At 39.9% G+C, this 21,127-nt stretch carries 18 protein-coding genes; 12 read left to right on the top strand and 6 right to left on the bottom strand.

The genetic code is table 11. The annotated features are described in order from the left end of the window. Positions 1-58: 58 nt before the first annotated feature. Complete coding sequence (locus K322_RS0116920) at positions 59-2,002, top strand: heavy metal translocating P-type ATPase (protein ID WP_026627939.1); 1,944 nt, start codon at positions 59-61, stop codon at positions 2,000-2,002. A gap of 542 nt (positions 2,003-2,544) precedes the next feature. On the opposite strand, the gene K322_RS0116915 is transcribed toward K322_RS0116920, so the two are convergent. The 4 genes from K322_RS0116915 to K322_RS0116900 all read right to left on the bottom strand — a co-directional run bounded on the left by K322_RS0116915 (position 2,545) and on the right by K322_RS0116900 (position 6,891). Next, positions 2,545-3,759: a DUF6051 family protein gene (locus K322_RS0116915; RefSeq protein ID WP_026627938.1), complete on the bottom strand. Its 1,215-nt coding sequence runs from the start codon at positions 3,757-3,759 to the stop codon at positions 2,545-2,547. A gap of 169 nt (positions 3,760-3,928) precedes the next feature. Then, on the bottom strand, positions 3,929-5,227 hold the full coding sequence (locus tag K322_RS0116910) for a cobyrinate a,c-diamide synthase (protein ID WP_026627937.1): 1,299 nt from the start codon (positions 5,225-5,227) through the stop codon (positions 3,929-3,931). A gap of 128 nt (positions 5,228-5,355) precedes the next feature. After that, positions 5,356-6,177, bottom strand: a complete 822-nt coding sequence (locus K322_RS0116905; protein WP_026627936.1) for an aldo/keto reductase — start codon at positions 6,175-6,177, stop codon at positions 5,356-5,358. A 117-nt stretch (positions 6,178-6,294) separates the two neighbouring features. Continuing rightward, the gene (locus K322_RS0116900; protein ID WP_026627935.1) at positions 6,295-6,891 is read right to left on the bottom strand and encodes an NAD(P)H-dependent oxidoreductase; all 597 of its coding nucleotides are present in this window, start codon (positions 6,889-6,891) and stop codon (positions 6,295-6,297) included. A gap of 103 nt (positions 6,892-6,994) precedes the next feature. On the opposite strand from K322_RS0116900, the gene K322_RS0116895 reads away from it, so the two are divergent. The 4 genes from K322_RS0116895 to nadC all read left to right on the top strand — a co-directional run bounded on the left by K322_RS0116895 (position 6,995) and on the right by nadC (position 11,572). Next, positions 6,995-7,918: a LysR family transcriptional regulator gene (locus K322_RS0116895; protein WP_026627934.1), complete on the top strand. Its 924-nt coding sequence runs from the start codon at positions 6,995-6,997 to the stop codon at positions 7,916-7,918. A 160-nt stretch (positions 7,919-8,078) separates the two neighbouring features. Further along, positions 8,079-9,083 (top strand): quinolinate synthase NadA, encoded by a 1,005-nt coding sequence (gene nadA / locus K322_RS0116890; protein ID WP_026627933.1) that lies wholly within the window; start codon positions 8,079-8,081, stop codon positions 9,081-9,083. 42 nt (positions 9,084-9,125) lie between these two features. Further along, complete coding sequence (gene nadB, locus K322_RS0116885) at positions 9,126-10,712, top strand: L-aspartate oxidase (RefSeq protein WP_026627932.1); 1,587 nt, start codon at positions 9,126-9,128, stop codon at positions 10,710-10,712. Next, entirely contained in the window at positions 10,712-11,572 is an 861-nt protein-coding gene (gene nadC / locus K322_RS0116880) for a carboxylating nicotinate-nucleotide diphosphorylase (protein WP_026627931.1), read from the top strand. Before nadB ends, nadC begins: the two co-directional genes overlap by 1 nt. Before the next feature lie 90 nt (positions 11,573-11,662). Here nadC and K322_RS0116875 read toward each other — a convergent pair whose 3' ends face one another. Continuing rightward, on the bottom strand, positions 11,663-12,367 hold the full coding sequence (locus K322_RS0116875) for a DUF4919 domain-containing protein (protein WP_157279512.1): 705 nt from the start codon (positions 12,365-12,367) through the stop codon (positions 11,663-11,665). 520 nt (positions 12,368-12,887) lie between these two features. After that, positions 12,888-13,925 carry a bifunctional transcriptional activator/DNA repair enzyme AdaA gene (locus tag K322_RS21300; RefSeq protein ID WP_026627929.1) on the bottom strand — a complete coding sequence of 346 codons (1,038 nt, stop codon included), beginning with the start codon at positions 13,923-13,925 and terminating at the stop codon, positions 12,888-12,890. 294 nt (positions 13,926-14,219) lie between these two features. Between K322_RS21300 and K322_RS19900 the strand changes: the two genes are divergently transcribed. The 7 genes from K322_RS19900 (at position 14,220) to K322_RS0116835 (ending at position 21,124) form a co-directional block, all read left to right on the top strand. Further along, a complete protein-coding gene (locus K322_RS19900; RefSeq protein ID WP_134436541.1) occupies positions 14,220-14,789 on the top strand; it encodes a hypothetical protein in 570 nt (189 codons plus the stop codon). Between the two features lie 119 nt (positions 14,790-14,908). Further along, a complete protein-coding gene (locus K322_RS0116860; protein ID WP_035332330.1) occupies positions 14,909-16,234 on the top strand; it encodes a TolC family protein in 1,326 nt (441 codons plus the stop codon). 71 nt (positions 16,235-16,305) lie between these two features. Further along, positions 16,306-17,526, top strand: coding sequence for an efflux RND transporter periplasmic adaptor subunit (locus K322_RS0116855; RefSeq protein ID WP_026627927.1), 1,221 nt, complete (start codon positions 16,306-16,308; stop codon positions 17,524-17,526). A gap of 42 nt (positions 17,527-17,568) precedes the next feature. Then, the gene (locus K322_RS0116850; protein WP_026627926.1) at positions 17,569-17,997 is read left to right on the top strand and encodes a heavy-metal-associated domain-containing protein; all 429 of its coding nucleotides are present in this window, start codon (positions 17,569-17,571) and stop codon (positions 17,995-17,997) included. 43 nt (positions 17,998-18,040) lie between these two features. Continuing rightward, the gene (locus tag K322_RS0116845; RefSeq protein WP_026627925.1) at positions 18,041-18,784 is read left to right on the top strand and encodes an ABC transporter ATP-binding protein; all 744 of its coding nucleotides are present in this window, start codon (positions 18,041-18,043) and stop codon (positions 18,782-18,784) included. 21 nt (positions 18,785-18,805) lie between these two features. After that, on the top strand, positions 18,806-20,026 hold the full coding sequence (locus tag K322_RS0116840) for an ABC transporter permease (RefSeq protein ID WP_026627924.1): 1,221 nt from the start codon (positions 18,806-18,808) through the stop codon (positions 20,024-20,026). Positions 20,027-20,071: 45 nt separating this feature from the next. Continuing rightward, complete coding sequence (locus K322_RS0116835; protein ID WP_026627923.1) at positions 20,072-21,124, top strand: sensor histidine kinase; 1,053 nt, start codon at positions 20,072-20,074, stop codon at positions 21,122-21,124. The last annotated feature ends 3 nt before the right edge of the window (positions 21,125-21,127 follow it).

Below are 21,127 nucleotides of genomic sequence, written 5' to 3'. Positions count from 1 at the left end.
TGGTTGCAGTCTATCTCTGTTACCTTTGCTGTATAAATTTTAATAAAAAAATAAAGTTATGTCACAATCACATAGTTGCAGTTGTTGTCACGAAGAAACAGAATCAACAGGTATTTCCGACGGTCATTCTTCTGGCCGCGGATACTCCTTGAAGATCTATTTACCTGTATTGGCTAGCCTGTTATTATTACTTGCAGGTATAGCGATGGATTATTTTGATATTGGATTTTTTACCGGATATATCCGCTTGTTATGGTATGTAATAGCTTATATACCGGTTGGTTATCCTGTACTGAAAGAAACTCTTGAAGGATTTATCAACAAGGAGTTTTTTACAGAATTCTCATTAATGTCTATTGCCACTTTAGGAGCTTTCGCGATCGGTGAGTATCCCGAGGCGGTGGCAGTAATGCTTTTCTATACGGTAGGTGAATTATTTCAAGGTGCAGCTGTAAATAGGGCTAAAGAGAATATCAAAGCATTACTTGATGTACGACCCGATAGTGCGGCTGTATTACGGGATGGTATATATTTGAATGTACCGCCTGAAATTGTTGCCGTAGGTGAATATATTCAGGTAAAAGCGGGAGAGAAAGTTCCGTTGGATGGAGAGATGTTATCCGAAAGTAGCAGTTTTAATACTTCGGCACTGACAGGTGAAAGTAAACCTAAGACAATACGAAAGGGAGAGCCCGTTCTTGCAGGTATGCTCAATCTGGATAGAGTTATAGAAATAAGGGTGGCGAAAGAATATTCCGACAGCTCCCTTGCTAAAATTCTCGATTTAGTGCAGAATGCTGCATCCAGAAAAGCCAAAACCGAGCTGTTGATTCGTAAGCTGGCAAAAGTATATACGCCTATTGTCTTTTTTCTGGCGGTCGCCATTACAGTTATTCCGTACTTTATAGTCAATCAATATGATTTTAACGACTGGCTGTATCGGGCATTGGTATTTCTGGTTATTTCATGTCCTTGTGCATTGGTTATTTCTATTCCGTTAGGTTACTTTGGCGGAATAGGGGCAGCGTCTCATCACGGAATCTTATTTAAGGGAGCTAATTATCTGGATTTGATGACAAAGGTTAATACCATCGTGATGGATAAAACCGGAACTCTTACACAAGCGGTGTTTAAAGTACAGAAGATAGAATCGGCTTTGTATTCACAGAATGAGTTTATTTGTATTGCGGCTTCTATTGAAAGTCTGTCAAATCATCCTATAGCTAAGGCGATTACAGAGTACGCAGGGACAGATATCTATTTGAAGGAGGTTTCGGATACTGAAGAAATTCCCGGACATGGATTGAAAGGTATTGTTGACGGACGGATTGTGCTTGCAGGTAATACTAAACTTTTGGATAAATTCGGAATAGAATACCCCCGTGAGGTACATGCTGTTGTGGAAACGATAGTATTGGTTGCTATTGATGGACAATACGCCGGTTATCTGACTATTGCCGATGAAGTAAAAGACGATGCTGCTCAGGCTGTATCTTCTATGCATCGACTGGGTATTCGTCAGACAGTGATGCTTAGTGGAGATAAGTCGGGTATAACCAAACAATTAGCAGGAGATTTAGGTGTAGATTCGGCTTACGGGGATTTGCTGCCCGAAGATAAAGTTCGTTATATAGAAGAAATTAAGGCTGATCCCAATCATGTTGTTGCTTTTGTCGGAGATGGAATTAACGATGCTCCGGCACTGGCTTTGAGCGATGTTGGAATAGCTATGGGAGGCATGGGGAGTGATGCGGCTATAGAAGTGGCGGATGTTGTAATACAGACCGATCAACCGTCTAAAATTGTAACAGCTATCCGGATTGCTAAAGCTACCCGACAGATTGTCTTGCAGAATATTGTTCTGGCAGTGGGTGTAAAAGTCGCAGTGCTGTTACTCGGAGCATTTGCCGTAGCGAGTATGTGGGAAGCTGTATTTGCTGATGTAGGAGTGGCCTTGCTAGGTATATTGAATGCTGTCCGTATAATGAAAAAGAAGTTTTAATTAGTCGCTTGTTATTATCAGAAAAGATTGATAGTCGAATATTCTATATTTGCGGTTTATTTAACATATAAATAAAGTCTTGAATAACTTGAATAAGGAGTTGTAAATTATTCGGAAAATATTTCTATATTTGTCCGATAAACAACTCTTTTTCTTTTTGAAGATGGTAAATAATCTGATATTTAATAGCGGTGAAGTAATTCTGAATTTTAACTATTCAGGTTTGGCTGTGTCGTGTGAAATATTAGAGAGAGAGAGAGAGAGAGAGAGAGAGAGAGAGAGAGAGACGCAGACCGTGCGTAACCAATAAAAAATATTTCAAAAAACAAAATCTTTTGTGTCAAACTGATACAAACCGACTTGTCGTATCTACATTTCTCACAACATACTTAAATTTCATAAAGAGTAAACTTGATAGAGGACATCGGGTAGGCATATTACTTTTTGATTTGTATACAACAACTACTCTTTATAATACTCTATCCAAGAGTTTACTATGTTTCGCAGCAAGGAGCAGTGATTGCTCTTTGCTGTTTATTTGCTTATTTCAAGAAATCACTGATCTTATCGAAAGTGATTCTGAATTGTTTATCTACTTCATCGGCTATTTTTGTCAATACCGGAAACGGATCCTCGTGTTTGTATTTGTAAGGGTAATCGAGAATGTCAACCCTGATGGGAACATCCCTTCTACTGCCATTCAGTGTATTGATAACTTCGTATGCCGGAACTACCTCATCCTTAGCAAGAGTCAGCGCATAGAACTGATTACTCATCGACCTGAATTTTTCGTCACGATAATGGGTCAGTGTCTTATAATTGAGCATAGATCTGAAATTGATGCCTTCTTCATAGGGAGCATTAAGATAATGCTGTAGCAGCCTGTTGTTACGCATATGACTGTCAATATGTTCGACAACATAAGAATATAGGCTGACATTGGCTTCGCTGTCTAAGATGAATTTCGAGACAGGAGATAACCTGTTGAATACGGCTCCTCCGCAGAAAGTTGCATATTTGGAGTTCGAAAAATATCCGTTTTTGTTTGTCATCATCAGTATTTCGCCAAGAAAAGTTCCGATCGAATATGAAAAGAAATCAATCGATGCTCCGGCTTCTATTGCCGGGTGAAGACCTGCCTTAATTTCTTCTACGAAATGTATGACGTCATAATAAGTTTGCAGCCCCGACCAGATGAAACGCTGTGGTTTATTATGAAGACGGGTACTTATAGCTACATTCGAGAGGCTTGAATTGATGATGATAGGATGCCGTTGTTTGCGCTGTTCGCTTATCTTATACATTTCGTGTGGATCGCTCCAGATCGAAGGAGCCCTGTTCATATGAAAGGCTATCGGGAACAGTACAATTGCTTTGCCTGTTCTGTCTGCGATGTGTTTTGCCCATGGCAGGTATTTACTCCAATATTTTTCGTTGAACCCGTGAAAAAACAAAATGATGCTTTTTGCTTTTTTATCAGCTTTTGGCATAATCATGTGATAACGGAATTTCAGATTCTCGAGAATTTCCGCATCAGTCTTGTTCAACATTTGCTGGATAATATCCGGTTCGTAGTCGTCCGGAATACTTGGTGTATATTCATATTCGTCTTTGTTCTCCAGACCTCCGGGTAAGAGAGAACAGCTTTTTACCTCAAAACTGAAATTACGAAACACGAGATTTTCATCGATCGCGATTTCATCATCAGTATAATTTTCAATGGCTTTCAGATGATTGAATAAATCAATGTATTTCATTGTTATTATACTTAAATAGATAATAAATAGGTCTGAGACCTTGAAATAAGAAAACTAATAGGCTTTACTTAAGATCTTATATCTTATGACCCTAAAATTACATATTATTTACAGATCGTCCTATATAATATATAGGTAGAATTGTTAAGAATTGTAACCCTTAAAAGCATCAGGCGAATAATGACAATACATCTGTATCCGCCCAATAGATATGGGTATATCCGGCTATTACATTTTTGTAGCGTAACAATTTTGTTTCGGTTTCTACGCCTTTGGCAGTATATATATTCGTTTCGGAAGATGGATTCTGCGGAGAATCGGCAATTCGGGAATAATGGAACTCATGTCCTTTGATCTCCCTTCCTGCATAACAGAATGAACGGTATCCCAACTTCAACCGCATATTCTCCATTGTTGCTTTTTGAGGAAAGATCCCGACCATCGGGTATTCTTTGCCATCTTTATCTGTGATAGATTTACTTAGATACATCATTCCCCCGCATTCTGCAAGTATTTTTCCTCCATCTTCAGCATGATTTTTTATATCCTCCATCATTTGTTTATTGCTGCTCAGTTCATTCAGATACAGCTCCGGATATCCTCCCGGCAGGTATAGAAAATCGGACTTTGGTAAATGCTTGTCTTTGATAGGGCTGAAAAATGTTACATTCCCGATTTCTTTCAGTTTCGATATATTTTCGTGATACACAAAGTTGAAAGCCTCGTCATAAGCTACTGATATATTCAGAACCGGATCTGCTGGTATATTTTTAGATGAGGTATAGTCTATTGCAGCACATGTTGTTATTTTAAGCAGCCGGTCTATGTTGATATGTTTCTCAACGAGAGCTGCTACTTTATCTGCGAATTCATCAAAAACAAATTGTTCGTCTATATTTAACCCTAAGTGTCGGGATGGTATTTCTACTTCTGCATTTTTAGGCAGATACCCCAATGGTTCGAGTCCGACATCGTGACAGGCATCTTTCAGAAAACTATAGTGAGACTCAGATGCCACAAAATTAAAGATGACTCCTGCTACATTTATCCCTTTATAAAAATTTTTGAATCCATATAATAAAGCAGCTGCAGAATATGCCATTGATTTAGCATTAATAACCAGAATAACAGGCATACCTATCAATTCTGCAATGTTGGCACTGCTGCCTGCCATACGGTCGTATCCGTCGAAGAGCCCCATAACACCCTCGGTCACCCGAACGTCTTTGTCGAAGCCGTGTTTTGCGAAAATAGATTTGACATGATCTTCGGAAGATAAAAACAGATCAAGGTTGATAGACTTGTTCCCCGATGCCAGATCGTGGTATTTAGTGTCTATATAGTCGGGACCGCATTTGTAAGGCTGGGTTTTGAGATTTCGGTTTTTTAATGCACGGAGCAAACCCAGTGTTACGGTAGTCTTACCCGAACCTGATGTTGTTGCTGATATTAGAAATTGAGAGTTCATATTATAAGCAATAGTAAGTATTTCTTCGTCCGTTTCCTGATTTTGATTTGACTGATCGGAACAAACAAAAATAATACAAAAAAAACGGCTATCCGAAGATAACCGCTTGTATGTATAATAAAATGATCTTAAAAATTGAAAGTTTCCGGATCTGAACCCAGTCTTTGGTTTTTATTCAAAGCCGAAACTTTAGCAATATCATCAACTGATAATTCGAAATCGGTGATGTTAAGATTCTCAATCAGACGCTCTTTGTGTACTGATTTCGGAATGACAATAACGCCACGCTCCACGTTCCAGCGAAGTACTATCTGAGCCGGAGTCTTTTTATACTTTTCAGCAAGTGCGAGTATTACGGGATTACTCAAAATATCTGATTTTCCTGCTCCCAGTGGACCCCATGCCTGGGGGTATATCTTTTTCGATTTGCAATAGCTGATAACGTCCTCCTGTGTCAGGTACGGATAGCATTCTATTTGGTTGACCGCAGGTACAATACTGGCTTCTTTCAATAAATCGTCCAGATGATGCGGATTGTAATTACTTACACCTATAGCCTGGGCTTTTCCTTGTTTATAAAGATGTTCCATATCTTTCCATACCGATACGTATGTTTCTTTTACCGGCCAATGTATCAGATACAGATCCACGTAATCGGTATCAAGTCTCTTCAAACTGGAGTTGATAGCATCTTGTATCTCTCCCGAACGCTGATCGGCATTCCAAAGTTTAGTGGTCAGGAAGATGTCTTGACGGGGTACACCCGAATCTTTGATAGCTTTCCCTACGGCTTCTTCATTTCCATAAATCATGGCAGTATCAATATGTCTGTATCCTACCGACAATGCCATTTTTACGGTTTCGTAAGCAATATTTGCATCTTCTACCCTGAAAACTCCTAACCCTACAGCCGGAATTTTAACGCCATTATTCAAAACAAACTCTTTCATACTTCTGTCTTTTATATATCCTATAAACAGCTATTTTCGTATTAAAACAAAAAAGATAGTTGTTTTGTAAATACAAAAGACGCATTTAACAAAAATTTAGATTGGCAGACTTATACCTTACAAAGATTTAACTTGTGCATCCAGATGTTCGATATATGCCTTTTGATAATATTCGATATTTGGATTCTTCATTACATCATAAAAATGAAAACTATCCAGCTTCGATAATCCGACAAAAGCATTCATTCGATGGAATCCGAACATAACACCTTCGTCGACATTGTGCTGATGAAAAAACTCTCCTTCTATTGTAAATGCGTCTGATGGAGCATTCCATGTTGTTGTAAGCATGTATTTGCGGCCTTGCAGTGATCCGCCTGTTCCGTAATTACGTGTTGGGTTGATGCGGTGACGTCCGTCGCTTACATAAATGCCCTTGTTGTTGCCTTCAGTAAATACCCTGTCGAGATATTCCTTAAAGCCGAAAGGAACCTGAAACCACCAGATAGGTGTATGGTAGATGATGAGATCTGCCCAAACAAATTTATTCACTTCTTCGTTGAGGTCATAAGGGTTGTTGATGTCTGTGGTCTTTACTTCGTAGCCTTCGTGTTGTTTAAAATAGTCGATAGTCCAGTTGGTTAATGTGTGATTGAATTCCCCTCCTGAGTGTCCGAACTTTTGTCCTGCATTTATAACAAATATTTTCTTCATAATTTATTCTTGTTTTATTATAACAATACAAAAATACTATACGCTTATTGATTATAAAAATAATATAAATTATATATTTGTATAATAATTATAATAAACAACAATGGTTAATCTCGAATGGTTTAGAACCTTTAAGACTATTTATGAGACAGGATCGCTCACATCGGCAGCAGCTAAGCTGTTTATTTCGCAACCGGGTGTAAGCTTGCATCTCAACTCTCTCGAAGCTCATGTCGGATACAAACTGTTCGATAGGGGCACTCGTCGTATGATACCTACCGAACACGGTAAGATTCTATATAATTCGATCGTAGAGGGTGTTGATAAGCTCGAAGCTGCGGAGAAGCATTTTTTCAGGAATACCCATTCCGATAAAACAAGTATTAGTATAGGTATGTGTTTTGAAACATTTCAGGTGGTACTCGAATCGCATATCGGTGATTTGCCTTTCGATCTTATTACTAAATTCGGAGGATACGACGAGATGCTTGCAGATCTGGATAAGGGGTTGCTCGATTTTGTAATATCTCCCCAGAGGTTCGATTCCATAAATATGCAATATACCCCCTTCTCGTCCGAGAAAATTATACTTGTGGCAGGGGCGCAGACCGACACTTCTACATTTATAAAAATGAAAGATGACGGAGACTTGAGAGGGTGCGAAAACTGGCTTACCGGTCAGATCTGGTTTGGTACTACCGGCGATATGGAAACGATTCGTAATTTCTGGCTTGCTAATTTCAGGAAACGTCCCGATTTTAAGCCGAACTATATTGTACCCAATAAACTGTCGATTATCCGTTGTTTGTCTGATAAAAAAGGCTTGGCGATTATTCCCGATTTTTTGTGTCGGAAGCAAATCGAAAACGGTGAGCTTAATCTGCTTTGGGAAGGTAAAGTCCCTCTCGAAAATACATTGCATTTTGTACAGCGCAAAAAAACTATTTACGAAAAAGAATTACAGATACTCAAAGATATTTTTGTGAAAGAATTTGAATCGGAATTAGCCGTTCAGCCTAATTTTTGACTCGAAAGGTTAAAACTTAGGTGTAATTCTGTTACATATTATCTATAATACTTATCTTAGCAACGGAAAGTATTAATGATATACTTCTAGTAAATAACAGCCTTTTGTTATTTACTTACTAAAGTAATAAAAAGGTCTGAGACCTTATTGCAGAAATGATATGTCAACTATTGAAAAAGCGATAGCTTCTTTACCTCTCAAAGGGTATTTAGATGTAGATGTACCAAAGGGTACAGATTTGGTTGAAGAGATCAACCGGATGCGTAAAGAAAAGAATGCGATAATACTTGCCCATTATTATCAAAAGGGTGAAATTCAGGATATAGCAGACTTCTTGGGTGATAGTCTTCAATTAGCCCGTGAGGCCGAAAAAACAAATGCAGATCTGATTGTGTTTTGTGGTGTCCATTTTATGGCAGAGACAGCCAAGATTCTCAATCCGACTAAAAAAGTTATTCTGCCCGATACACAGGCCGGATGTTCTTTGGCTGATTCGTGTTCGGGAGAAGGATTGCGTGAACTGAAAAAAAAGCACCCCAATGCTATAGTCGTCAGTTATATTAATTGCGACTCTACCGTAAAAGCCGAGAGCGATATCATCGTTACATCGTCTAATGCGGAACATATTATCCGTTCCATACCCGAAAATCAGGAGATTATATTTGCTCCGGATAAAAACCTCGGAAGATACATCAATCAGGTTACAGGTCGTAATATGATACTTTGGGACGGAGCCTGCATCGTTCACGAAGCATTTTCGCTCGAACGTATAGCACAGCAAATGCTCGATCATCCCAATGCAAAACTGATAGCCCATCCCGAAGCACAGAAACCCGTGTTACAGGTTGCCCATTATGTCGGATCGACTGCTAATATGCTCAATTATGTGGCAACGGACGAATGTCAGGAGTTTATAGTGGCAACCGAAGAAGGAATTTTGCATGAAATGCGCAAGCGTGCACCTCATAAGACATTAATACCTGCGCTTACACTTGATGATACCTGTAATTGCAGTGAGTGTCATTTTATGAAACTCAATACCATGCAGAAGTTGTACTTGTGCATGAAATATGAGTTGCCCGAAATTACTATGGATGAAGAACTGAGACTGAAAGCATTGCGTCCCATAAATAAGATGCTCGAAATGTCGAAGCAAATAAAGTAAAGTCTATAAAAAGGTCTGGGACTTTAACCCAGAAGGAAAACAATGATTTACACAGATGTTTTAGTGATCGGTTCGGGTATCTCCGGACTATCTTATGCACTGAAAGTTGCATTAAAAAAACCTCAGGCTCGCATTTCTATTATCACAAAAGCCGATGAGGACGAGTCAAATACCAAATATGCACAAGGTGGTGTAGCTGTGGTGACAGACTTTCAGAAAGACAGTTTCGAGAAACATATCGAAGACACTCTTCGTGCCGGAGGCGGAGTCTGTAAAAGAGAAGCTGTGGAAGTGGTTGTCAAAGAAGGACCCGAACGGATACGTGAAATAGTAGAATGGGGTGCAAACTTTGACAAAAATGACAATAAAACTTTCGACCTCGGGCGAGAAGGCGGACATACCGAAAACCGTGTAATACATTACAAAGATGTAACCGGAGCTGAAATAGAACGGGCTTTACTTCAAGCTGCATCAAGCCTTCCGAATGTAGAGATCCTCAATCACCATTATGTGATAGACCTGATAACGGAACATCATATACCGAATGAATCGTTTGATAAATATAACCTGAACTGTTATGGAGCTTATGTGCTGGATATTAAGACTCAGGTGATGAAAAAGATGTCAGCTAAGATTACCCTTATGGCAACCGGAGGATGTGGTCATGTATATAAAAATACAACGAACCCATTGATCGCAACGGGCGATGGTATCGGATTAGCGCATCGTGCGAAAGCTAAAATCAGCAATATGCAGTTTATCCAATTTCATCCGACGGCCTTTTACCGTAACCGGGCTGGACAGCTTTCGCTTATATCGGAAGCTGTGAGAGGTTTCGGAGCTAAACTCCGTACTGCATCAGGCGAACCATTTATGCACAAGTATGACGACCGTGAAGAGTTGGCATCTCGTGATATTGTAGCCCGTGCCATAGACAGCGAAATGAAATTGAGAGGGGATGACTATGTTTGTTTAGATTGCCGTCATCTCGATCATAAGAAATTTTTGGAACATTTTCCGAATATATATCAGCAGTGTAAAGACGACGGATTGGATATGTTTACCGACTTGATACCTGTTGTGCCTGCAAGTCATTACCTTTGCGGTGGGATAGATGTGGATTTGTACGGACAAAGCACCATCAAAAATATGTTTGCGGTAGGAGAGTGTTCCAATACAGGCTTGCACGGAGCAAACAGATTGGCATCCAATTCGCTGCTCGAAGCATTGGTTTTTGGTCATAGAGCTGCTCTGAAAACAGTTGAAAAGTTGGATGAGGATAACTTCAATTATATTAACCTCAATAAAGTACCCGAATGGAATCAGGAGGGCTTGAAGGTGACCGAAGAAATGGCATTGCTCAACTATCTACGGAAAGACTTGCAAAGCCTGATGAGTGATTTGGTAGGTATTGTACGCAGTGATGCCCGCTTGCGTATAGCCAAGCAAAAGGAAGAAGAAATATATCGCGCTGTGAAAGAGGTGTATAACCTGTCTTTGCTTTCGCCTCAATTGTCAGAACTTAGAAATCTGGTGAGTGTAGCATTTCTCATCATTACTCAGAGCATAGAGCAGAAAGAAAACAGAGGAGCATTTTATAATAAAGATTTGGATAAAGAAAATATATAATGAACAGACCATCTTATGTGACCGACGACCGGTTACGTCATTTTATCAGTGAAGCAATACGCGAAGATGTCGGGGACGGAGATCATTCGACCATGGCAAGTGTTCCTGCCAATATGATCAGGCGGGCGCACCTGATCATCAAAGACGATTGTATCCTCGCAGGAGTTGATCTGGCTTTGGAAATTTTCAGGTATTATGATAAGGATCTGAAAATAGATGTATTGAAGAAGGACGGAGAGTTTGTCAAAAAAGGAGATATAGCATTCGAAGTCGTAGGATCTGCTCGTTCTATTCTTACAATGGAGCGTTTTGTGCTGAATTGTATGCAGCGTATGAGCGGGATTGCAACCTATGCCCACGATACAGTGAAACTGGTGGAGGGAACAACCACTAAGATATTAGATACGCGTAAGACAACACCCAACTTTCGGATGTGCGAAAAATGGGCTGTTTATATCGGAGGGGCTCAAAATCATCGTTTCGGGTTATATGATATGATTATGTTGAAGGATAATCATAACGATTATGCCGGAGGAATTACGGCGTCAGTAACATCTACCGTAAAGTATCTGAAAGAAAAGGGTAAGGAAATGATGATAGACGTAGAAACCCGTAATTTGGTAGAAGTAAAAGAAGCTTTAGCTACAAATGCCGTCGATATCATTATGCTCGATAACATGTCGCTGGATGAAATGGCTGAAGCTGTGAAACTGATCGGGGGAAAGGTAAAAACCGAAGCCTCGGGAGGTATCACCAAGGAGGCGGTAAAAGCTATCGCAGCTGTAGGTGTAGACTATATCTCTTCGGGAGCGATTATATATGCTGCCCCTGTAAAAGATATGAGCCTCAAAGCATTCTGAGGTCACAGACCTATTAGCTCCATCCAAGTATAACAGTTTTAGTCTTAAGTCTTTAAAATACGACATTAAATACTTTCTGTTACTTAATGGTTATTGAGCTTGTGTAGCAGCAGCTTTCTTTTTGGCTTTTTCTATAGCCCGTTGCTTGTGTATGTTATTTAATTTTTCGGGTATTTCGAAATAGATATCCTGCGATTTGTAGAGAGGACTGGGTTTGATCTTGAAATAATCATACCCAGCATTTACCAATTGATGGCGATATATGATTTCAGGTATTTCGAAGTGAGAGAACATTATATTGTATTCGTCTGCCACATAAATCACTTTAAACGAAGTTAGCGGATCTTTGCCGTCTCCGCTTTTTACAATGATATCAACAAAGGTTTTGTAGCGGTTGCGGTATGGTTCGTATTCACTTTCGGTTTTTTTGAGTTGAAACATAGCGTATGCCATGGCATTATTTGCTTCGAGACTCACCGGATTTTTGGCAAGAATGGCTGTGCATTCGGCAATCGCTTCTTCGTATAGCCCTTTTTCCATCAGCTGATTCATTTTCTCTTCTCCCGGTTGGTTTACGAGATAGTCTTTCTGAAAAGCAAAGCCATAATATATATAGGTGTAATCTATAACCGTAAGAGTGGAATCGAAAGAATTGTACCTTTCTAATAGGTTAGGATAGTAATAGTCGCCCCCGGGGTTAATTACGGCATCTTCAATATCCATGAAATTTATCTTGGGTACATCCTGAGCCTTGCTGGATATTGAAAATATAATCGCAGTTATTAAAAAAAACAAATTTTTTAGCATAATCTAGTGTAAATATGTACGTTTAAATCCCTTTACGCTGTAAAAATACAAAAAAATTAGTATATTGGCAGTCTCTAAATCTGTCAAATCAGCTTATTCATCGATTATATAGTTCTTTTTGTCGAACATAGTTGACAAACTCAGATTTATGAGATAATTTCGCAATAAGAAACAGAGAATATTCAATAATATATTCAAGAAAAGTAGCTTCAAATATTTAATGATATATTTGAGTTTATAGCAGATTCTGATTGTTATACTTACTAAAGCGGCAAATAGGTCTGAGACCTTAATTCCTTTTACAGCTATTATTTTTTGTATATTAATAAAATAAGGTCTGAGACCTCAAGAATAATCAAAAGGATATTTTCAAATGAAAGAAGATAGCAATAAAAGTGTCTTTTTTAATTAAAAGTCCTTTTTAGGTTAGTGTTAGTTAGTGTGTTTGAAGAAAGCCCATGTTGTGAAACACGGGTTTTCTCTTTTTATATAGTTGCCGTTTGTTAATTTAAGAATTCGCAGTTTCTAGTTCAAGCAATTTCTTTTTTCGCCATAGCCCTCCACCATAACCAGTCAGAGAACCGTCCGAGCCGATTACTCTGTGGCATGGAATGATGATAGATATTTTATTCATGCCGTTTGCTCTTGCCACAGCCCTCACCGCTGAAGGGTTGCCTGATTTTTTAGCTTGTTCCGCATAGGATGCGGTTGTACCGTAAGGTATTTCGAGCAGAATATCCCACACCTGCTTTTGAAAAGTAGTTCCGACCATATCCAACGGTATATCGAACGATTTGAGCTTTCCGTCGAAATACGCATCTAACTGCAATCTCAGGGCATTGAAATGGATATTGTCTCCTTGTACGATAGGAGCCTTTAATGATTTTGTAAGGTGTTTAAACTCAGTTTCGAGCATCTTCCTGTCTGAGAATTCGAGCAGACAGATTCCTTTATCCGTAGCACAGGCTATCATCGTTCCCAGAGGAGTTTCGATACGTGTTAGGTTAATAATTTTATTGTCGATGCTTTTCTGTGGAGAAGTGCCTATCAATTTTTTGAATGAGTCGGTAAATCCACTGAGTGATTCATACCCCGATTCGAAGGCAATATCTGTAACACTGTCCCCTTCTTTGTATTTATGGAATGCCTGATTGATTCTGAACATTCGTTGGTAAGCATGGAAAGTGATTCCATGATTGCGTAAAAACCACCTGCGCACCTGACTCGGTTCTATGCCCAGTCTACGTATATCCCAGTCCTTCAGTTTCTGATTGGGGTGGGAGTATAGAGCGTTCAATACTTTCTGTATATAGTCGGGCGTTTTTCCGTATGTTTCCATCGGATGACAGATTTTGCATGCTCTGTATCCTTTGAGTATAGCTTCTTTTGTCGATTCGAAAAACTCAACGTTCTCCCGTTTTGGTTTCCGGGCTGTACAGCTGGGACGACAGAATATTCCCGTTGTTTTTATACCGGCTATAAATGTTCCCTCAAAAGAACTGTCTTTTTCTATCAGGGCTTTATAAAATATATCGTCTTTGTTCATATTTATAAGTAAGGGTAAGTATTTAATGATATACGTTTAGTTTATAACAGACTTTGGCTATTTTACATGCCAAAGCAATAAATTAGGACTGAAACCTTATAACAACTGATCTGCTGTAAAAGTATGGATATCTGTGATGTTTGACAACCGAAAAATGAACATCTATTTTTTTGCTTTGAAGTTTTTGCTATTTGTCGATTAAAAATCCCTATCTGTCGATTTTCATTGCCGACTTTTTCATCCTCTCTTACATTTGAATAAAAAACAGGTCTAAGACCTTAAATGCACAAAAAAATGAAAAAGATTCTTGTAGTATTGGCAGCTTTAGCTGTTTTTGTAAGTATGGAGGCTCAGCCGCCTATGGGAGGTGCCCACGGTGGACGTCCGCCAATGAGAGGACAAGGAGGCATGGATCGTACACAATTTGGAGATTCTGGAGAAATAGGGATTCTGAAGTTTCCTGAAATACCGGGATTGACTTCCGAGCAGCGTGAAAAGTTAGTGAAGGCAGCAACTGCCGAGCGTAAAGATGTGATGGCTCAGATGGATAAGAAAAGAGAACTGCATATGAGTGCCGGAAGACCCGAGCAGCTATCCGAAAAAGAAAAGGCAAAGCTCGATAAGCAGACTCAGAAAATAGATGAAAAAATTGAGAAGATAAAGGCGAAAGCCGATAAAAAATACCGCTCGATATTAGAGCCCGACCAATATCAGGTGTTTGCGGATAAAAAAGCCGAAATAGAGTTTAAAGGAGGACATAAGCAAGGTAGCAGGCCACAGCGGAGAGAGAATACTCAGCGACCCGATGATGATTTTGGCGGTGGAACTCCTCCCGATATGCCTATGGACGGTGGAGGATTTTAACCGCGGTACATGTAAGCAAAAGCAAGTATAACTGATATATTCTGTTGATAACAGACTTTAATCAATTTACTTAACAAATATCAATAAAAGGTCTGAGACCTAATTACAACTATCAGCATATGAAAAGGACTTATATTGTCTTTGCATTTCTTGCAACGATCGGCTGTTTATTTGCTTCCGGGATTAAAGCTCAGGAGGCATGGACATTGAGGTTGTGTATCGAATATGCCAGACAACAAAACATTCAGGTACAAAAATCGCAAGTATCGGCCGAAAGCTATAGCGTGGATGTACTGCAATCGAAAGCTGCACTGTTTCCTAGTCTTACGGGAAGTGTGTCGCAGAGGCTTGCCAATTCGCAGGTGGCCAATAGTAATGGCGATTACAAGTACGAGCAAACTTTTGCAGGAGAGTATTCTCTTAATGCTAGTGTTACGGTTTATAACGGAAACCGCAACAGGGATGCTATCAAAACGGCACAAATGAAAAAGTCGGCACAGGATTTAACGACTCAGGAATTACAGAATTCGATTGAAATATCCATCACTCAGGCTTACTTGCAGATGCTTTATACACGTGAGTCGATTAAAAACAACGAAAATATCGTTGCAACATCCGAAGCCGAACTTAAACAAGCTAAAATATTTCTTGATGCAGGAAGTACTACTCGAAGCGAGTATGCGCAGGTGGAAGCTCAGTATTCGTCTGATAAGTATAATTTAGTGTTGGCTCAGAATTCGTATGATAATTATAAACTTCAGTTGAAACAGTTACTGGAACTAGATCAGGACGTAGATTTTGAGGTGGCTTTTCCGGAAGTCGGCGATGATGAAGTGTTGCAGATGGTGGCATCCAAACGTGATGTTTACAGTACTGCTCTTGCTATAATGCCCGAAATCAAAAACAGTAAACTCGGAATTGATATTGCTAATCTGTCAAAGAAAACGGCTAAGTCGGGATATTTACCCACTGTATCTCTTACCGGAAGTATCGGAACAGGAAATATCTATAATCAGTCGCCTTCGTTCTTTACACAGTTGGATCGTAATTTCAATCAGAGTATAGGAGTGTCGGTCAGCATACCTATTTTCGACAACAGGCAGAATAAATCGAATGTACAGAAAGCTGATCTTGATATCCGTACAGCTGAATTAGAACTGCTGGATACTCAGAAAACTTTACTGAAAACGATAGAAGGATTGTATCAGGATGTGGTTTCGGCTCAAAGCAAATACATCGCAGCCAAAGATCAGTTGAATTCTACCCGTTTGAGCTACGAGCTGGTGCAGGAACAATTCAATCTGGGAATGCGTAATACGGTAGAACTGACTACCGAAAAGAACAATTATACCAATGCTTTACAGAATCTTTTACAAGCAAAGTATACTGCCTTGCTGAGCCTGAAATTATTGAATTTCTATCAAGGGCAGGAAATATCGTTATAAGTGACAATAGCTCTGAGTCCTTAATGCTGGAACAGATGATTGAATACTAACATTTACATAATAAAGAAACAATGAATAAGAACAAAAAGAAATACCTGATCGTAGCATTGGTTGTGCTGGCTGTCGTTGCTGGTATTTATTTGCTCATACCGAAAGGACAGAAATCGCAGATGAAACTGGATACGGCAAAAGCCGAAAAAGGAGATATCTCGACCTCGGTAACAGCTACCGGAACTGTCGAGCCCATTACTTTGGTCGAAGTCGGTACACAGGTGTCAGGAGTTATCTCGAAGCTGTATGTAGACTACAATTCGGTGGTGAAAAAAGGAGATATACTAGCCGAACTTGATAAAAATATCTTGCAATCGGAACTCGAAAACGCTCAGGCAACCTTACAGACCAAACAGGTGGAACTAGCTAATACCGAGCGGACTTATAATCGTCAGAAAGAGCTATGGAACAAACAGGCGATAAGCAAAGCCGATTGGGAAACAGCCGAAACTAATTATAAAACTGCAAAACTTGCCGTAACATCATCTGGAGCCGCAGTTCTGAAAGCCCGTACCAATCTGGGATATGCTACTATTTATTCGACTATAGACGGGGTGGTTATCTCACGTGCTGTGGAAGAAGGACAGACTGTAGCAGCATCATTCAGTACGCCGACACTGTTTACAATTGCCAATGATTTGACCAAAATGCGTGTGATTGCTAATGTAGATGAAGCGGATATAGGCGGTGTGAAGGAGGGACAGAGAGTCTCGTTTACGGTAGATGCTTATCCAGATGATCAGTTCGAAGGAAAAGTAGTACAAGTACGTCTTGAAGCTACAACTACATCTAACGTTGTAACTTACGAAGTGGTGATTGAAGCTCCGAACCCCGACCTCAAATTGAAACCAGGACTTACCGCCAGTGTGAATATTTATACAATGGAAGAGAGCGGTATATTATTGGTTCCGGCTAAAGCTCTTCGTTTCAATCCCGATACGGAATTAATGAAAGGTATGAAAGATATTCAGGTAGGGCAGCCCGTTACAGTCGATGCAAAAAATCCGAAACAAAAGGTTGTATGGGTCAAATCCGGTAATTCTCTGTCGGCGCATCTGGTCACTATTGGTGTTACAGACGGGGTACATACTTCTATAACTCAAGGTTTGAGCGGTGGAGAAGAAGTTGTTACAGGATTATCACAGAACCAGAAAGGCGAAGTTAGTGCAGAAGCTCAGGCTGGAGGCGAATCGAGTCCGTTTATGCCAAAACCTCCGGGGGGAAATAATAAGAAAAAATAAACAATAATAAAAACAGGTCTGAGACCTAAAGAAATAAATAAAATGAGAAAAATATACGGAATCGCATTATTAAGCCTGTGTTTATCTACAACTGTAGTAGTTGATGCTCAACATCAACCACAGCCTCAGCAAAAAGAGCAGGCGAAGAAAACAGTAAAGAACAATTCGGATCAGTATTCTACCGAAGTATACTATTTTACAAAGAATAAATTGTCGGAAGAAGCATTAAGAAAGAAAATACTTAAACTGTCGGGCGTAAAAGATGTACAGATCAATCTGGGTGGTTCGTCTATAACTGTAAAATTTGACAGTAAAAAGAATACAAAGGATAAGCTGAAAAAATCTTTCAACAAATGGGGGACTCCCGGAGACTTCGAAGATCGTAAATCGGGTCATTCCACAGGTAAAAATACTTATAGCGATAAGAATAGGTCTGAGAATCAGCAGAGACCGCAGGGTGAGAAACACTAAGGTCTGAGACCTTGGTTTAGTAATGAGACGTAAAAATAACGAAATGGCAAAAGAAATAATAAGAGTCGAAAATCTGAAACGGGACTTTGTCGTCGGAGAAGAAACGGTACATGCTTTGCGTGGTGTCGATTTCTGTATCTACGAAGGAGAATTCGTTACCATCATGGGAACAAGTGGTTCCGGAAAATCTACTCTTCTTAATATAATTGGCTGCCTCGATACTCCTACACTGGGCGAATATTATCTCGATGGAGTATCGGTGCGTACCATGGGGAAAAACGACCGTGCTACATTGCGTAACCGTAAGATCGGGTTTATCTTTCAATCTTACAATTTGCTGGCAAAAACCACTGCCGTGGAGAATGTAGAGCTTCCCTTGATGTATAATTCGTCTGTATCGGCAAAAGAACGTCGAGCCAGAGCTGTAAAGGCTTTGCAGGATGTAGGGCTGGGCGACCGTCTCAACCATAAATCGAATCAGATGTCGGGAGGTCAGCAACAGCGTGTGGCAATAGCACGTGCCTTGGTTAATGAACCGGTGATAATTCTGGCCGATGAGGCTACCGGTAACCTTGATACACGTACTTCGTTCGAGATTCTCACGCTATTGCAGCGATTATATAGAGAAGAACACCGTACCATTATCTTCGTGACACACAATCCCGAACTGGCGCATTTCAGCAGCCGTAATATTGTTATTCGTGACGGACGTATCAAGGAAGATACGTACAATGATAATATTAAATCGGCAAAAGAAGCTTTGGCTCTGCTTCCAAAAGAAGACTAGCCGTACCAAAACCGAAAAAATATGAATTTAGTCAATCTATTTAAGATAGCTCTGCGAGCCCTGAGCGGCAATAAGTTTCGGGGATTCCTTACCATGCTTGGTATTATTATCGGTGTGGCGGCCGTAATATCTATGCTGGCGATAGGACAGGGGTCGAAGAAGAGTATACAGGATCAGATCTCTACAATGGGATCGAATATGATTAACATACGTCCCGGAACAGGACAGTTCGGCGGAGTAAGACAGAGTGCCAGCAGTATGCAGACGCTTAAACTCGAGGACTTTAAGGCAATTGAAGAGCAAGCCGAATATATATCCATGGCTTCGCCCGAAGTATCGTCTTCGGGTCAGGTTATCTTCGGAGCAAATAACTCGCCGACAAGTATCTATGGAGTAAATCCCTCGTATCTGGATATTCGTAAATATACTATTTCTGAAGGTGAGATGTTTACCGAAGCAGAAGTGAAGACATCTGCAAAAGTCTGTGTAATAGGACAGACCGTAGTAGAAAATCTTTTTACGAATGGCGAAGATCCGGTGGGTCAGACTATCCGCTTTAATAAAATACCGTTTAAAGTGATAGGTGTGCTGACTTCGAAAGGAGATAATACGATGGGGATGGATCAGGACGACCTGATCATCGCTCCTTATACTACCGTTCAGAAGCGTATTCTTGCCATTACTTACATCCAGTCTATATCGGCATCCGCTGTGAGCGAAGATGCTACTGAGGATGCCATAGCGAGTATCGAATCTATTCTTCGTCAGCGACATAAGATAGGTGCAAATGATGAAGACGACTTCAATGTACGCTCGCAAAAAGAACTGATCACCATGATGAGTTCTACTACCGAAATGATGACTGTGTTGCTGGCGTGTATCGCCGGAATATCTCTTCTGGTAGGAGGTATCGGTATCATGAATATTATGTATGTGTCTGTAACAGAACGTACACGTGAGATCGGGCTGCGTATGTCCATCGGTGCGAAAGGAGTGGATATACTGATGCAGTTTCTGATAGAAGCCATCCTTTTGAGTGTGACGGGCGGTGTGATTGGTGTTATATTGGGCATAGGTAGTTCGTTTTTAGTGAAAAATATTTTGTCATGGCCTATCGATATTGAAGTTTATACAGTAGTTTTGTCGTTTATCGTATGTACGGCTACAGGGATATTCTTCGGATGGTATCCTGCCAAAAAGGCTGCCGATCTTGATCCTATCGATGCTTTGCGGTACGAATAAAAAGAACATGATCCTTTGTCTGTAACGAGCAAAAGAAGCATAATAATGAAAAACTTTATAAAGATATTTTCTCATATTCTTGTTTGGTGTATTATATTGTTAGTACCTATCTATATCATGTCTAAAGAAGGTACTTTCGATAGTGGGCCTTACATTTCGTACATGGTGAGAACGGGTATTTTTGCTGTGTTGTTTTATGTCAATTACCTGTATCTTATAGATAAATTTTTATTCAACAAACAGGTAATAAGATATCTCGTGGCAAATATAATTTTGATAACCGCATTATTACTTGTGCAGACTTTATTACTTGATTTGTTGATGCCTCATCCGGAATTTTTTCAACGCGAGATGACCGAACGGAAAGAGGGCAGGCATCCCGGACCTCCTTTCGCTATGAGAATTTTTTCGGACTATCTGCTGATATTTTTTGTTTTGGGACTGAGTGTTGCTATGAAAATGACTATCCGTTGGTATGCAGACTCTATCAAGTTCGAACAGGCTAAAAGCGGTCAGTTGGAGGCCGATCTCCGTAATTTACGGAGTCAGCTTAATCCGCATTTCCTGTTCAATACGCTTAATAATATTTATTCGCTGATAGCGATAGACCAGATCAAAGCTCAGGATTCGGTACATCGGTTGAGCAATTTGCTCCGTTATGTGTTGTATGACAATGACCGTAAGCTGGTTCCGATAGAAAAAGAACTCGAATTTACCCGGAATTATATCGATTTGATGAAATTGAGGGTAAGTTCGAATGTAAGACTCAATGTTATGATCGAAAATAAAGGAAGTAATGATATGATTGCTTCTCTCATGTTTATGACGTTGATAGAGAATGCTTTTAAGCATGGACTCACAAGCAAGGGTGAATGTTTTATAGATATTAAGATTCTGGTCGAAAAAGAAACCGGAGTACTGTGTACGGTAGAAAACAGCCTGCCTGATGTCGATACCCGGATAGAGGCTAAAAATTCGGGTATAGGGCTTGCAAATCTTACTAAGCGTTTGGAGTTGATATATCCCGGCAAGCATGAATTTATTGTCGAGCATCGTCCGGATAGTTTTTTTACTTTGCTGCGAATTGATTTTACCTGAAAA

It is taken from the genome of Indolivaga capnocytophagoides DSM 22835 (genome assembly GCF_000426485.1).
Classification (GTDB): domain Bacteria; phylum Bacteroidota; class Bacteroidia; order Bacteroidales; family Dysgonomonadaceae; genus Dysgonomonas_A; species Dysgonomonas_A capnocytophagoides.
This window is presented reverse-complemented; position numbering and strand designations above follow the sequence as displayed.

Excerpts from the sequence above, each read along its gene's own strand:
- K322_RS0116920 (WP_026627939.1), top strand. The coding sequence starts at position 59 with ATGTCACAATCACATAGTTGCAGTTGTTGTCACGAAGAAACAGAATCA.
- K322_RS0116915 (WP_026627938.1), bottom strand. The coding sequence starts at position 3,759 with ATGAAATACATTGATTTATTCAATCATCTGAAAGCCATTGAAAATTAT.
- K322_RS0116910 (WP_026627937.1), bottom strand. The coding sequence starts at position 5,227 with ATGAACTCTCAATTTCTAATATCAGCAACAACATCAGGTTCGGGTAAG.
- K322_RS0116905 (WP_026627936.1), bottom strand. The coding sequence starts at position 6,177 with ATGAAAGAGTTTGTTTTGAATAATGGCGTTAAAATTCCGGCTGTAGGG.
- K322_RS0116900 (WP_026627935.1), bottom strand. The coding sequence starts at position 6,891 with ATGAAGAAAATATTTGTTATAAATGCAGGACAAAAGTTCGGACACTCA.
- K322_RS0116895 (WP_026627934.1), top strand. The coding sequence starts at position 6,995 with ATGGTTAATCTCGAATGGTTTAGAACCTTTAAGACTATTTATGAGACA.
- nadA (WP_026627933.1), top strand. The coding sequence starts at position 8,079 with ATGTCAACTATTGAAAAAGCGATAGCTTCTTTACCTCTCAAAGGGTAT.
- nadB (WP_026627932.1), top strand. The coding sequence starts at position 9,126 with ATGATTTACACAGATGTTTTAGTGATCGGTTCGGGTATCTCCGGACTA.
- nadC (WP_026627931.1), top strand. The coding sequence starts at position 10,712 with ATGAACAGACCATCTTATGTGACCGACGACCGGTTACGTCATTTTATC.
- K322_RS21300 (WP_026627929.1), bottom strand. The coding sequence starts at position 13,925 with ATGAACAAAGACGATATATTTTATAAAGCCCTGATAGAAAAAGACAGT.
- K322_RS19900 (WP_134436541.1), top strand. The coding sequence starts at position 14,220 with ATGAAAAAGATTCTTGTAGTATTGGCAGCTTTAGCTGTTTTTGTAAGT.
- K322_RS0116860 (WP_035332330.1), top strand. The coding sequence starts at position 14,909 with ATGAAAAGGACTTATATTGTCTTTGCATTTCTTGCAACGATCGGCTGT.
- K322_RS0116855 (WP_026627927.1), top strand. The coding sequence starts at position 16,306 with ATGAATAAGAACAAAAAGAAATACCTGATCGTAGCATTGGTTGTGCTG.
- K322_RS0116850 (WP_026627926.1), top strand. The coding sequence starts at position 17,569 with ATGAGAAAAATATACGGAATCGCATTATTAAGCCTGTGTTTATCTACA.
- K322_RS0116845 (WP_026627925.1), top strand. The coding sequence starts at position 18,041 with ATGGCAAAAGAAATAATAAGAGTCGAAAATCTGAAACGGGACTTTGTC.
- K322_RS0116840 (WP_026627924.1), top strand. The coding sequence starts at position 18,806 with ATGAATTTAGTCAATCTATTTAAGATAGCTCTGCGAGCCCTGAGCGGC.
- K322_RS0116835 (WP_026627923.1), top strand. The coding sequence starts at position 20,072 with ATGAAAAACTTTATAAAGATATTTTCTCATATTCTTGTTTGGTGTATT.